Origin of the sequence: Mycobacterium colombiense (assembly GCF_001953985.1) — a bacterium.
GTDB classification, from domain to species: domain Bacteria; phylum Actinomycetota; class Actinomycetes; order Mycobacteriales; family Mycobacteriaceae; genus Mycobacterium; species Mycobacterium colombiense_B.
On record NZ_MBEI01000078.1, the window covers coordinates 93,549 to 106,053 of the forward strand.

Consider the following 12,505-nt stretch of genomic DNA (forward strand, 5'->3'; position numbering starts at 1 on the left):
CCGTTTACCGGTCGCCCTCGTGGTGTCTAGATGACCATCGAACTGCGCGACGTGGTGCGCGAGTACACGGTCGGCGGTCAATCGGTGCGGGCGCTCGACGAGGTCAGCCTGCGGCTCGACGACGGGCAGTTCGTGTCGGTCGTCGGGCCCTCCGGGGCGGGTAAGAGCACGCTGCTGCACCTGCTCGGCGCCTTGGATTCCCCCGATTCCGGGTCGATCGCGTTCGACGGCGAAGAGATCGGCCGGCTGCGCGACGAAGAACAGTCGCGGTTCCGTCATCGCCGGGTGGGTTTCATTTTTCAGTTCTTCAACCTGTTGCCGACGCTGTCGGCGTGGGAGAACGTGGCGATCCCGAAACTGCTCGACGGTGTCCGGCTGGGCAGGGCCAAACCGGACGCCATCCGGCTGCTGGATCGGGTCGGGCTCGGCAACCGGACCCAGCACCGGCCGGCGGAACTGTCCGGCGGCCAGATGCAGCGGGTCGCGGTGGCGCGCGCCCTGATGATGAACCCGCCGCTGATTCTGGCCGACGAGCCCACCGGAAACCTCGATTCCACCACCGGCGCATCCATTTTGGCGTTGCTTGCTGAGGTCGCGCACGAGGACGGTCCGGGCCGGCTGGTGGTGATGGTGACCCACAACTCCGATGCGGCCGCTGCCACCGACCGGGTGATCACGCTGCAGGACGGCCGGATCGGTTCGGACGTCATGGCGGTCGCCGGGTGAAACCCGGGCCCGTGATCACGGCCACGGCGAGCAGGCTGCGGGTGTTCGGCCTGCGTGAGCTCGCCACGCATCGACGCCGCACGTTCGCGTCGATCGCGGTAATGGCCGTCTCCGCAACGTATCTGGTTGCGGTATTCGGAATCTTTGGGTCGATCACCGGGGCGGTCAGCCGGCTGGCCGACGGGATCGCCGGCGTCGCCGCGCTCGAGGTGTCCGGCATCACCGACGCCGGATTCCCCGATTCGATACTGGCCGAGGTGGCCGCGGTCCCGGGCGTCGCCACCGCGGCGCCGATGATTCGGGCATCGGCATCCACCCCCTCGGGGCCGGTGCTGCTGCTGGGCGCGGACGCGAGTACCGTCGCTCTGGGCGGTGCCCTCAAGGACGCGCTACAAAAGGGGGGCGTTCAGCCCGTGCAGACGCCGCCCTCGACGCCGGCCGGAGTTCAGGTCGGACCGCGCGTCGGCTATGCGAAAGGCCAGACCTTCCAACTCGGTTCGGCATCGGTCACGGTCACTGACGTGCTGGCGGGTAAGCAATACTCCGACCTCAACGGCGGGCACTACGTGCTTGCGCCACTTGCCTTGGCGCAGAATGCCATCGGCCGCGCCGGCCAACTCGACTCGATCCTGATCGCCACCAAGCCCGGCGCCGACCTCGGCGCGGTGCGCGCGGCGGTCAGCCACGCCGTGCATGGCCGGGCGATCGTCGCGGCCCCCAGCTTTCGGGCGGCCCGGGCCGGTGACGGTGTCAGACTGATGAACTACATGGCGCTGCTGGGCGCCGCGGTCGCGTTGGTGGTCGGCGCGTTTTTGATCTACACCACGATGACGATGGCCATCACCCAGCGGCGGCCGGTGATCTCGATGCTGCGCGCGATAGGTGGCCGGCGCGTCACCATCGTCGGCGACATGGTCGGCGAGGCCGCGATCCTCGGGCTGATCGGCGGCGCCATCGGGTCCGGCGTGGGAATTGTGGCGGGCCACATCGCGATTGGCCGGCTGCCGCCGGCGGTGACGCAGGGGCTCGAAGCCCGCGTCCAGTATTGGCTGCCCGGTTACGCGATACCGCTGGCGCTGGCGGTGACGGCGCTCACCAGCGTGGCGGCGTCCGCGATGGCGGCACGGCAGGTGTACAAGGTCTCACCGATCGAGGCGCTGGCACCGGTGGGGGCGTCGGCGGCCGACGTGGTGCCCCGCTGGCTGCGCGTCGCCTGTGGCGTCGGGGCGGTCGCGGTGCTGGCGGCGTCGACGTCGATCGTGACCGGCCAGCGCGGCAGCTACGCGGTCGTCGCGATGGCCGCCCTGTTGGGCGCCGAGATCGCCCTGGGCTTCGCGCTCACCGTTCCCATCGTCAAAGCCACCGCGGCGACGGCGCGTGTGTTCGGCTCGGTCGGGGCGCTCGCGGCGGCCACGATCCGGCGCGCGCCGCGCCGGGTGTGGGCGACGGTGATGACCGTCCTCATCGGGGTGCTCACCACCGTCGTGATCACCGGCACGAACGCCGACATGATCCGATCGGCGCGGGACATCTTGTCGCCGGTCGCCGATGCCGACGTCTGGGTGAGCGCGGACCCTCCCGACAGTTACCCCACTGACGCTCTGCCACAAGGACTTTCCGAGAAGGTCGGTGCACTCCCGGGCGTGGCGCGAGTGACCGAGGGCGCGTTCGGGTTCGCCGTCGTCGCCGGTACCCGCGTCCTGCTCGACGGGTTTTCCACCGGCAGCCACGACGCGCTCTTCCGGGCGCTCGACGAGCGAGTGCGCACCGAGGTGCTCGCCGGCCGTGGCGTGGTGCTCACCCAGAATCTGGGCGCGATTCTGCACGTCCGGGCCGGCGAGCAACTGCGGCTGCAGACGCCGCACGGCCCGCGCGAGACGACCGTGCTGGCCCTGGTGCCGTTCTTCTCGACCGTCATCGGCACGGTCGGGATCGACCTAGACCACCTGCGGGCGTGGTTCGATCGCCCGGCGGCAACGACGCTGCAGATCGCCGCTGCGCCCGGGGTGAATCGGCAGCGGCTGCTTGCCGCCGTCCGCGAGGCGGTGCCGGCGCCCAACCATGTCTACGACGGACGCGCGGCGCTGGCGGGGCTGGAAGCTCCGCTGCATCAAAGCATGTTCGTCGCTAACGCGGTGTGGATCATCGTCGTGGCGGTGGCCGGGGTCGCGCTGCTCAACACGCTGACGCTGTCGGTGATCGAACGCCGGCGCGAAATCGGTGTGCTGCGCGCAATGGGGGCCAGCCGGCGCTTCGCATTGCGGATGGTCCTGGCCGAGGCCGCCGGAATCGGCGTTGTCGGTGGCGTTTTGGGGCTCGTCCTGGGCCTGATGGACGAGTGGCTGTTCAGCCGCATCAGCGGGGACGTGATGAATTTCGAGGTCGGCTTTCGACTGAGTCCCCTGGCGCTCGCCTTCACGCTCGGCGCGCTGGCGATCAGCCTGCTCGGCTCCGTGCCTCCGGCACGGCGGGCGGCGCACCTCAACATCATCGAGGCGGTCAGCGTCGAGTAAGTACGGCGAATCCCTGCAGATGGGGTTTGCACGGGAAGGGCACCGGCGTTCGCGGAATGCTGTGCAGCGCGGTGGTATCGAATCCCGCCGCGACAATCGCGTCGAGCGTCCGCCGGTTCGGCTCACAACCAGCGGCCAGCCACGACCACGGCTTGGCGATGAGGTCCTGGAACCGGCCCGTCGCTCCTTCCCCGCGCACGTGCTCGAGGACGACGAGCCTGCCCCCCGGCGTCAGCACCCGCCGGATCTCGCCGAGGGTGGCGGCCACGTCGTCGACCGAGCACAACACCAGACCGATATGCACGGAGTCGAAACGGTTGTCCGGGAAGGGAATCGACTCACCCGTCCCCTCGACGATGTCGACCGCGATGCCGCGGCGGAAAGCGAGCCGGGCGGCCATCCGCCGGAATGACGCGTCGGGTTCCACGGCGGCGACCGACGTCACCGCGGCGGGCAGAAACTTCAGGTCGGTCCCGGGCCCGAGGCCGACCATCAACAGCCGGCCGGTCGCGTTGCTCAGCGCGGCCCGCCGGTACCGGTGGTAGAACAACCGGTCGAAAATCGGCTGGCCGTATCGATAGACGTACGGAAACAGGACATTTCGGAAGTTCATCGGCCACCCAAATCCATGCGGAACGGCGGATATTCGTCGCGCATCAACGACACGTAGGCCGCCACCCGGTATCGCCAGCGCACCATGCCCATCAGCAGATCGAAGATGCCCTGCGGGATCGTTCCGGTGCACAACAACGTCACCGCGGAGATGATGCACAGCACCTGCAGCGGCGCCTCCATCGACCAGCACAGCAGAACCTGGGGGATCGCCAGCAGCCACTTCACCAGCACCGCCCAGTTTTTCAGCCGCTCCGGGTACTCGACCGCGAGATCACCGGGGTAGTCGGGCCGAGGCGCGAGGGTGAACGGCGGGTATTTGTCGGTGCTGTTCATCGGGAACCGGTAGTTCATCACCCGCCAGGACCAGCGCAGCACCCCGACGTTGAAGTCGAACAGCGGCCGCGGATACCGCCCGGTGCACAGGATGGCCACGCCGGCGGCGACGGTCGAGAGTGGATACACCAGATAGAGCAGTATCAGAATCGGGTAGTGCGGCAGCGCCAGCACGCACCACTTCACCAGCCAGAGCCAACGCGAGGGCGCGTCGAAATCGCCTCGCACAGTTACGGATTCGGCCGGGTCGGTCACGGGCTCGATGGGATCTTCGCCACTACCCCCAAATTTCGGCTGATTTGAGCTGACATCCGGCGGTGACTCGTGACGCGCAGAAACGTCGTCAGCGCCGAGGCCTGCACCCGGTCCGAGATCAGTGCGGCCGGCCTCAGCACGGATTCACCATGCGACACCGGCAGCGACGCCACCCACGACACGGCCATGACTTTGCGTCGCCGGGTCTTCTCGTACCACCGCAGCGCGCGCGAAACATCGCTGTCGCGGCCGTTTTTCCCGCGACGCAGGTCCGCCAGTGCCTTGCACAGCACCATCGTGTCGAGCAGGGCCTGGTTGGTCCCCTGCGCCAGGGTGGGCGGCATCGTGTGCGCGGCATCGCCGAGCAACGTGACCGGTCCACGGCCCGCGCGCGGAATCGGATGCCGAAAATGTGGGAACGGCGAGCGGGCCAGATCGTCGTCGGTCAACGTCGCGAGCACCCGATCGACCGCGTCGGACCATCCGGAGAAGTGCGACCGGATCAGCTCGATCGGACGCTGCGGCCTGACGAAGTCATACGACCACGGTAGGTCGAACCACCACTGCACGTCGGTGCCGCCGGCCGGCCACAGGCCGAGGTTGCCGTGCGCACCGATGATCATGAGCGCGGCATCGGAGTCCGCGATCTCCGGGACGGCGGCCAGCCCCTGCCAGCTGCACCAGCCGGTGGGCCGAGCGCCTTGCGCGCCAACACATTCGCGCACCACCGAGTGCAGCCCGTCGGCGCCGATCAGCACGTCGCCCTCGGCGACGGTGCCGTCGCCGAAGTTGACGCGGACGCCGTTGCCGGTGCCGGCCAACGCGATCACCCGGGAGTTGCACCGGATGCGCTCGGCCGGAAACCCGTCGAGCAGCCGGTCCACCAGAACGCGACGCGGAACCATCCGGATAGATGCACCCAATCGCCGCGCCATCGTGGTCACGTCAAGCGTGGCCAGCCTGTGGCCCGAGGACGTCACGGCCCGGACGCTGGCCAGCCGCCGGCCGGCGCCGTCCATGTCGACACCCAGCTGGCTCAGGACCGTCTCGCCGTTGGACCAGATGGTCACCGCACCGCCGGCGGCCCGCAGATCGGGGCGCCGCTCGAACACGGTGACGTCGTGTCCGTCGCGCAGCAACCCGCGGGCAACGGAGATGCCGGCGACGCCGGCGCCCACAACGAGCACCCGAAGCGGACGGGCGTAGCCGGACACGCGGGCTCCGATCCCTACAGCGAGCGTTGCAGCAGCACCTGGCCGCTATCGGCGGCCACCACCTGCACGGCGGCGATCTGATCGACCGGGGTCGAGATCGCGCCCGCGGGCGTCGCGGTATGGCCTGGCACGGCCACCCAGGTCGCCAGCCGGGTCTGGCTGCCGTCGCGCCCCACCACGACCATCGCGAGCGTGTCGTGGTGCGCGGTCAGCGGGGCCAGGCACACGCAGCGCAGATTGATCGATGTCCCCCAGTGCTGGCTGCTGACAGCGACCGACGACGTCAGCAGGCTGGTGCCCACCTGAGCCATCGGCTCCGACGATGCCGTCACCTGCTGGGACGGAGTCGACGACCACCCCTCGAGACCGACGAACACCCCGATGGCCAGCACCTGGGCCGCGGCCGCCGACGCCACCCAGGTCACTACCCGGGTGCGGCGCCGGCGCCAGCGAACCGTCGCCAGCAGGGACGGCAGCAACTTTGGAGACATCTCCGGGGACGGACCGGACTGGTCCATCGCGGCCACTTCGTCACCGTCGAGCTGGGACAGCAGGGCGGGCACCCCACTGAGGTCGGCGACGGCCGCCCGGCAGTCCGGGCAGTGCACCATGTGCGTCTCGAATTCGCGGCGTTGCGCGGCCGGCAGGGAGCCCAGCACGTATGCGGCATCCCACATCGCGTAGCGGTCTTCGGGAGGGCCGAGATCCTGCACCGGCGTCCTCATTTCATCCATTCTTCTCACCCCTCAAGCATTCGGAAACCCTCATCGGGTGACTCCGAGTTCCTGCAGAGTGAGTCGCAACGCCCGCACGGCATAGTGTAGTCGCGACTTCACCGTTCCCTCGGCGATGCCGAGGTCTGCAGCAGTCTGTGTGGTGGTCCAACCGCGGTAGTAGGACCGTTCGATCACCGCTCGGTGCTCGGCGGACAACTGGGCCATCGCGTCCGCTATCAGCAACCGGTCCAGCGCCGCATTGACCTCATCCGGCGTGGACTGTTCGGGTGCCCCCGATACGTCTGTGGAGCCGACGACGTTGCGAAACCGCGCGCTGCGCCGGTCGTCGATGATCATGTTGCGGGCCACGGTGAACAACCACGCCCGCGCCGAGCGCTCGGTGTCGCCGACGACCTCGGGGTGCTGCCAAGCCCGCAGCAGCGTCTCCTGAACCACATCCTCGGACTGGCTCGCGTCCCCCGTCAGCCGCAACGCGTAACGCCACAGGACCGCGGCGTGTTCGTCGTACAGCGCCTTCATCAGAGCGGCCTCGGCAGCCCCGGACGCCCTCCCATTTCCAGCAACCCGAGCCACTCGATCACCTCCGAATACTGAAACGAGGCGAGTGGGCGTTTAGTTCAAGGCTAGCCCTGCTAGGAGGGCAAAGTCAGGACGCGCGGACCGGCGTCGGTGACAGCGACGGTGTGCTCCCAGTGCGCCGCGCGCGACCCGTCGGTGGTGGCGACCGTCCACTGGTCGTCGAGCACCACGGTCTTGCCGGTTCCCAGCGTCAGCATGGGCTCGATGGCCAGCACCGACCCGGCGGCCAGCAGCGGGCCGCGCCCAGGCGAGCCCTCGTTGGGCAGGAACGGGTCCATGTGCATCTGGCGGCCGATGCCGTGGCCGCCGTAGCCCTCGACGATGCCGAAGGCCCGCGAATGGCGGGCCGCGGCGTCGCGCGTGCCCATCTCGATGGCGTGCGACACGTCGGTCAGCCGGTTACCGGGCACCATCGCCGCGATCCCGGCTTCCAGCGATTCCCTGGTCGCCTGCGACAGCGCCTCGTCGGCCACGTCCAGCGTCCCGACCCCGAAGGTGATCGCGGCGTCGCCGTGCCAGCCGTCCAGCACCGCGCCGCAGTCGATCGACACCAGGTCACCGGGCGCCAGGATCTCGGCGGCTGACGGGATCCCGTGCACCACCCGCTCGTTGACCGACGCGCAGATCGACGCGGGATAACCGTGGTAGCCCAGGAATGACGGCACCGCGCCGGCGTCCCGGATCACCGATTCGGCGATTTCGTCCAGGCTCAGCGTCGACACCCCGGAAACCGCGGCCGCGCGGACCGCCTGTAACGCGGCCGCGACCACCGCGCCCGCCGCGGCCATGGCGTCGAGTTCGTCGGCACTGCGCTGCGGCACCACCTTGCGACTCCGCAGCCGCGCCAGCGGGTTCATCCCTACTTGCCCAGCGCCTGCAGCGCGCGGGCGAACACTTCGTCCAAGGTGCCGATGGCGTCGACCGTCTTGAGTTGGTGGCTGTAGTAGTCCAGCAGCGGTGCCGTCTCGCCGCGGTAGATCTTCATCCGGTTCAGGATGACGTCCTCGGTGTCATCGGCGCGGCCGCGACCCTTCAGCCGTTGCAGCAGCTCGTCCTCCGAGACCCGGAATTCCAGCACCGCGTCGATGTCGGTGCCCCGGCGTCCCAGCATCTCGTGCAGCGCCTTGGCCTGCTCGATCGAGCGCGGGTAGCCGTCCAGGATGAAGCCGTTGGCGGCGTCGGGGTCGTTCAGCCGGTCGTCGACGAGCTGGTTGGTCAGCTCCGAGGGCACCAGGTCGCCGGCGTCCAGGTAGCGCTTGGCCTCCAGGCCGAGTTTGGTCCCGTTCTCGATGTTGCTACGGAACAGCTCACCGGTGGAGATTTGCGGGATCCCCAGCTTTTCCGAGAGCTTCTGAGCCTGCGTTCCCTTGCCCGCCCCCGGCGGTCCCAGCAAAACGACTCTCACTTGAGGAACCCTTCATAGTTACGCTGCATGAGCTGACTCTCGATCTGCTTGACCGTATCCAAGCCCACGCCGATCATGATCAACACCGCGGTACCGCCGAACGGCAGATTCTGAACCGCTCCGCTGTTGCCGATCTGCAAGAACAAGTTGGGCAGCACCGAAATTGCACCGAGGTAGATCGAACCCGGCAGGGTGATCCGGCTCAGCACGAAACGTAAATAGTCGGCGGTCGGCTTGCCCGGCCGGATGCCGGGAATGAAGCCGCCGAACTTCTTCATTTCGTCGGCACGCTCGTCGGGATTGAACGTGATCGACACGTAGAAGTACGTGAAGAAGATGATCAGGCCGAAGTAGATGCCGATGTAGACGGGGTCGCTCGGGTCGGACAGGTACGTGCCGACGAACTTGTCCCACCAGCTGTTGCCCACGCCGCCGGCGCCGCTGCGGATCAACTGGGTGATCAGGTGCGGGATGTAGATCAGCGAGGACGCGAAGATCACCGGGATAACGCCGGCCTGGTTGACCTTGAGCGGCAGGTACGTCGACGTTCCGCCGTACATGCGCCGGCCGACCATGCGCTTGGCGTACTGGACCGGGATCCGGCGCTGGCCCTGCTCGACGAAGACCACGCCGACGATGATGACCAGCGCCGCGATCAGGACGGCGGCGAAGATCATCCCGCCGCGGCTGTCCAGGATCGTCTTGCCCTCGGCGGGGATGCGCGCCGCGATGCCGACGAAGATCAGCAAGGACATGCCGTTGCCGATGCCGCGCTCGGTGATCAGCTCCCCCATCCACATCACCAGCGCCGCGCCGCTGGTCATCACCAGCACGATGACGACCAACGTGAAGATGCTCTGGTCGGCGATGATGTCCAGCGAGCAGCCCTGCAGCAGCCCGCCGTTGGCCGCCAGGGCCACGATGCTGGTGGCCTGCAGGACGGCCAGCGCGATGGCCAGATAACGCGTGTACTGCGTCATCTTGGCCTGGCCCGATTGGCCTTCCTTGCGTAGCTCCTCGAACCGCGGGATGACCACCGTGAGCAGCTGCACGATGATGCTGGCGGTGATGTAGGGCATCACCCCCACCGCGAACACGGTGAGCTTGAGCAGCGCGCCACCCGAAAACAGGTTGATCAGCGAGTAGATCTGTCCGGCCGCGCCGCCGCTGGCCTCTTTGATGCACTGCTGGACGTTCGGATAGTTGACGCCAGGGGACGGTAGCGCGGCGCCGACCCGGTACAAGACGACGATGCCAAGCGTGAAGAGGATCTTCCGTCTCAGGTCGACTGTCCGCAGCGATGAGATGAAAGCGGAAAGCAACTCTTCCTCCTGCGCAGCCGGGGGTTTCCTGCATCACGCGCCCAACACCCGCAGGCCAGGACGTACGGCCGCCTTAATTACAGCGCGTCAAACCGTGTACGAGACTAACAGCTGGTACGACCAGGTCTGGTCAGGGCCTTTCCCGCGACCCCTCGCGGCGCCGTTCACCGGGTGTTTGCGCCGCCGCCGCAACGCGCCCCAATAAACACAGGAAGCCGTAAGCCGTGAGGCGTAGAGTTCCCCTGACTCGTTGCATTTGCTAAATAACTTGGGAGCAGCATGACACGCACTGACCAAGACAGCTGGGACTTGGCCTCGAGCGTCGGCGCCACGGCCACGATGGTCGCCGCGGCCCGCGCACTCGCGAGCAAGGCCCCCACCCCCATCATCAACGACCCGTTCGCCGCGCCCCTGGTGCGCGCCGTCGGCCTGGATTTCTTCCGGCGACTGGTCGACGGTGAGGTCGGCGACTCCGAGGGCTACGAGGGCAGCGGCAAGGATCTGGCGCTGGAGACCGACTCCATGGCCGTGCGCACCCGCTTCTTCGACGACTTCTTCCTCAACGCCGCCCGCGACGGCGTTCGGCAGGCGGTGATCCTGGCGGCCGGCCTGGACGCCCGCGCCTACCGGCTGAGCTGGCCGTCCGGAAGCGTGGTCTACGAGGTCGATCAGCCCGCCGTCATCGAGTTCAAGAGCGCCACCATGTCCAGCCTGGCTGCCGCCCCGGCCGCCGAGCGGCGCACGGTCAGCATCGACCTGCGCGAGGACTGGCCGGCCGCGTTGCGCGCCAGCGGCTTTGACGTGACCCAGCCGACGTCGTGGAGCGCCGAGGGCCTGCTGATGTACCTGCCGCCCGACGCCCAGGACCGGCTCTTCGACAACATCACCGAGCTCAGCGCCCCCGGCAGCAAGCTGGCCACCGAGTATCACCCCGACACCGCCGGCACGACCATGTCGCAACGCGCCCAGGAGTTCAACGACCGCTGGGCCAAGGTCGGCTGCGACATCGACCTTTCGGGCCTGTTCTTCGACGGCGAGCGCAGCAACGTCGTCGACTACCTCACCGGTAAGGGCTGGGACGTGGCCTCGCGGCCGCGCCGCGAACTGTTCGGCGACTACGGGCTGCAATTCCGCGACGACGAGGCCATGGCGCAGTTCCGCAACATCGTCGCCGTCACCGCCACCCTGCTCTAGTTAGCTCTAGTTAGGAGACCGCCATGCCGGAGACCGACAGCAAGCGTTCAGACGGCGACAGTTGGGATCTGGCCTCCAGCGTGGGCGCCACCGCCACCGCGGTGGCTGCCCGGCGGGCGCTGGCCTCCAAGGGCCCCGATCCGTTGATCGACGATCCCTTCGCCGAGCCGTTGGTGCGCGCCGTCGGCGTCGAGGCCTTCATCAGGATGATGAACGGCGACATCGAGACACCCGAGGACGATCCGGCGTTCACCCCGCGCCGCCTCGGTGAGGGCATGGCGGTCCGCACCCGATTCTTCGATTCGTTCTTCCTCGACGCCGCCGACTCCGGTATCCGGCAGGCCGTCATCCTGGCCTCGGGGCTGGACACCCGCGCCTACCGGCTGGCCTGGCCGCCCGGGACGGTGGTCTACGAGATCGACCAGCCCCGGGTGATCGAGTTCAAGACCCGCACCCTGGCGGACCTGGGCGCGAAACCGAGCGCCGACCGGCGGGCGGTGGGGGTCGACCTGCGCGACGACTGGCCGGCGGCGTTGGCCGACAATGGATTCGACGCGGGCGCACCCGCGGCGTGGAGCGCCGAAGGGCTGCTGGGTTATCTGCCGCCGGAGGCCCAGGACCGCCTGTTCGACCACATCACCGCGCTGTCCGCCGATGGCAGCAGGATCGGCACCGGCTACGTGCCCGATATCCGCGGCCGCATCGAAAAACGCGGCCGCGAGATCAGCGAACGCTGGCGGCGCATGGGGCTGGACCTCAACTGGGCCGACCTGGTCTACCCCGGCGAACGCAACGACGTGGTGGCCTACCTGTCCGAGCGAGGCTGGCGCTCGTCGGTGTACAGCACCCCGGAACTCTACGCGGCCAACGGTTTTGATTTCCCCGAGCAATCGTCGATGGCCGCCTTCGGCGACATCCGATACGTCACCGCCGTTCTGCGCTAGCGGTCCGGATTGGCGGCCGGTGCGCGCACGACCATCGGCACCGCGGGGAAACACCACGCCATCTCCGAGCGCGACTTGCGCAGCGCGGCGGTCCCGTAACCCCGCTTGCGGTGATCGGGGTGGATCCAGATCCGGACGTCAACCTCGCCACGGACCAGCTCGCCGAACACCATGCCGACCTTCTCGCCGCCGTCGATCGCCACGAACCACGCGGCCTCTTCGTCGTCGACCCGGCCCAGCGCGGCGCTGATCTCGTCGTCGACGCTGCCGGCCGGCCCACCGGAGCCGTCGCCGGCGAAGCCGATGTCCTCGGTGCGCACGGCGAAGATGTCACGGTCGGCCGCGGCGGAGAAGGGCCGCAGCTCCAGCGTCTCCCCCAGGCTCGCGGGACGCTCGCCGAGCGTGAAGCTCAGCTGCTTGTTCAGGTCTTCGAGTTCGGCGAGGATCTTGCGGCGCGAGTCGATGGTGAGCTGATCGAACGACATGCCCATCACCGCTTCGGCGGCGACCTGCGAGGTGTCGAGCAGGCGAACGATCGCCTTCACCGCGGCCGCCTTGTTCTCCGATTCCACCACGGCGTCGGCTATTTCGTGCCGTCGTTCGAGGGCTTTCAACAGAGCGTCGGCGATTTCGCGGCGGGCGGCTTTGCGGTCCTGGTCGGTCATTCC

13 protein-coding genes are annotated in these 12,505 nt (G+C 68.3%); 4 read left to right on the forward strand and 9 right to left on the reverse strand.

The genetic code is table 11. The features are described from left to right. The first annotated feature begins 30 nt into the window (after positions 1-30). Both A5732_RS23915 and A5732_RS23920 read left to right on the forward strand, forming a co-directional pair. The gene (locus A5732_RS23915) at positions 31-726 is read left to right on the forward strand and encodes an ABC transporter ATP-binding protein (RefSeq protein ID WP_076103476.1); all 696 of its coding nucleotides are present in this window, start codon (positions 31-33) and stop codon (positions 724-726) included. Continuing rightward, a complete protein-coding gene (locus tag A5732_RS23920; protein ID WP_076103477.1) occupies positions 723-3,239 on the forward strand; it encodes an FtsX-like permease family protein in 2,517 nt (838 codons plus the stop codon). Before A5732_RS23915 ends, A5732_RS23920 begins: the two co-directional genes overlap by 4 nt. Here A5732_RS23920 and A5732_RS23925 read toward each other — a convergent pair. From A5732_RS23925 to secY, 8 genes are read right to left on the reverse strand one after another with little or no spacing between them, the layout of a single operon-like run. Continuing rightward, complete coding sequence (locus A5732_RS23925; protein ID WP_076052011.1) at positions 3,226-3,852, reverse strand: class I SAM-dependent methyltransferase; 627 nt, start codon at positions 3,850-3,852, stop codon at positions 3,226-3,228. The genes A5732_RS23920 and A5732_RS23925 overlap by 14 nt on opposite strands. Further along, positions 3,849-4,415: a DUF4389 domain-containing protein gene (locus tag A5732_RS23930; RefSeq protein WP_076103499.1), complete on the reverse strand. Its 567-nt coding sequence runs from the start codon at positions 4,413-4,415 to the stop codon at positions 3,849-3,851. Before A5732_RS23930 ends, A5732_RS23925 begins: the two co-directional genes overlap by 4 nt. 23 nt (positions 4,416-4,438) lie before the next feature. Next, positions 4,439-5,656, reverse strand: coding sequence for an FAD-dependent oxidoreductase (locus A5732_RS23935; protein WP_076103478.1), 1,218 nt, complete (start codon positions 5,654-5,656; stop codon positions 4,439-4,441). A 14-nt stretch (positions 5,657-5,670) separates the two neighbouring features. Next, positions 5,671-6,390 (reverse strand): anti-sigma factor family protein, encoded by a 720-nt coding sequence (locus A5732_RS23940; protein WP_076103479.1) that lies wholly within the window; start codon positions 6,388-6,390, stop codon positions 5,671-5,673. Positions 6,391-6,420: 30 nt separating this feature from the next. Then, positions 6,421-6,966 (reverse strand): sigma-70 family RNA polymerase sigma factor, encoded by a 546-nt coding sequence (locus A5732_RS23945; RefSeq protein WP_076052008.1) that lies wholly within the window; start codon positions 6,964-6,966, stop codon positions 6,421-6,423. Between the two features lie 59 nt (positions 6,967-7,025). Beyond that, positions 7,026-7,829, reverse strand: a complete 804-nt coding sequence (gene map / locus A5732_RS23950; RefSeq protein WP_076052007.1) for a type I methionyl aminopeptidase — start codon at positions 7,827-7,829, stop codon at positions 7,026-7,028. Positions 7,830-7,831: 2 nt separating this feature from the next. Next, positions 7,832-8,377: an adenylate kinase gene (locus A5732_RS23955; RefSeq protein ID WP_076052006.1), complete on the reverse strand. Its 546-nt coding sequence runs from the start codon at positions 8,375-8,377 to the stop codon at positions 7,832-7,834. Continuing rightward, positions 8,374-9,699 carry a preprotein translocase subunit SecY gene (secY, locus tag A5732_RS23960; RefSeq protein WP_076052005.1) on the reverse strand — a complete coding sequence of 442 codons (1,326 nt, stop codon included), beginning with the start codon at positions 9,697-9,699 and terminating at the stop codon, positions 8,374-8,376. Before secY ends, A5732_RS23955 begins: the two co-directional genes overlap by 4 nt. A 279-nt stretch (positions 9,700-9,978) precedes the next feature. Between secY and A5732_RS23965 the strand changes: the two genes are divergently transcribed. Continuing rightward, a complete protein-coding gene (locus A5732_RS23965; RefSeq protein WP_076103480.1) occupies positions 9,979-10,893 on the forward strand; it encodes a class I SAM-dependent methyltransferase in 915 nt (304 codons plus the stop codon). A gap of 23 nt (positions 10,894-10,916) precedes the next feature. Next, the gene (locus A5732_RS23970; protein ID WP_076103481.1) at positions 10,917-11,837 is read left to right on the forward strand and encodes a class I SAM-dependent methyltransferase; all 921 of its coding nucleotides are present in this window, start codon (positions 10,917-10,919) and stop codon (positions 11,835-11,837) included. Here the strand turns inward: A5732_RS23970 and A5732_RS23975 are convergent. After that, positions 11,834-12,502 (reverse strand): GNAT family N-acetyltransferase, encoded by a 669-nt coding sequence (locus A5732_RS23975; RefSeq protein ID WP_076052002.1) that lies wholly within the window; start codon positions 12,500-12,502, stop codon positions 11,834-11,836. The genes A5732_RS23970 and A5732_RS23975 overlap by 4 nt on opposite strands. Between the last annotated feature and the right edge of the window lie 3 nt (positions 12,503-12,505).

Bases quoted from the DNA above. Each gene is read 5' to 3' on its own strand.
- A5732_RS23915 (WP_076103476.1), top strand. From the start codon at position 31: ATGACCATCGAACTGCGCGACGTGGTGCGCGAGTACACGGTCGGCGGT.
- A5732_RS23925 (WP_076052011.1), bottom strand. From the start codon at position 3,852: ATGAACTTCCGAAATGTCCTGTTTCCGTACGTCTATCGATACGGCCAG.
- A5732_RS23940 (WP_076103479.1), bottom strand. From the start codon at position 6,390: ATGGATGAAATGAGGACGCCGGTGCAGGATCTCGGCCCTCCCGAAGAC.
- map (WP_076052007.1), bottom strand. From the start codon at position 7,829: ATGAACCCGCTGGCGCGGCTGCGGAGTCGCAAGGTGGTGCCGCAGCGC.
- A5732_RS23965 (WP_076103480.1), top strand. From the start codon at position 9,979: ATGACACGCACTGACCAAGACAGCTGGGACTTGGCCTCGAGCGTCGGC.
- A5732_RS23970 (WP_076103481.1), top strand. From the start codon at position 10,917: ATGCCGGAGACCGACAGCAAGCGTTCAGACGGCGACAGTTGGGATCTG.
- A5732_RS23975 (WP_076052002.1), bottom strand. From the start codon at position 12,502: ATGACCGACCAGGACCGCAAAGCCGCCCGCCGCGAAATCGCCGACGCT.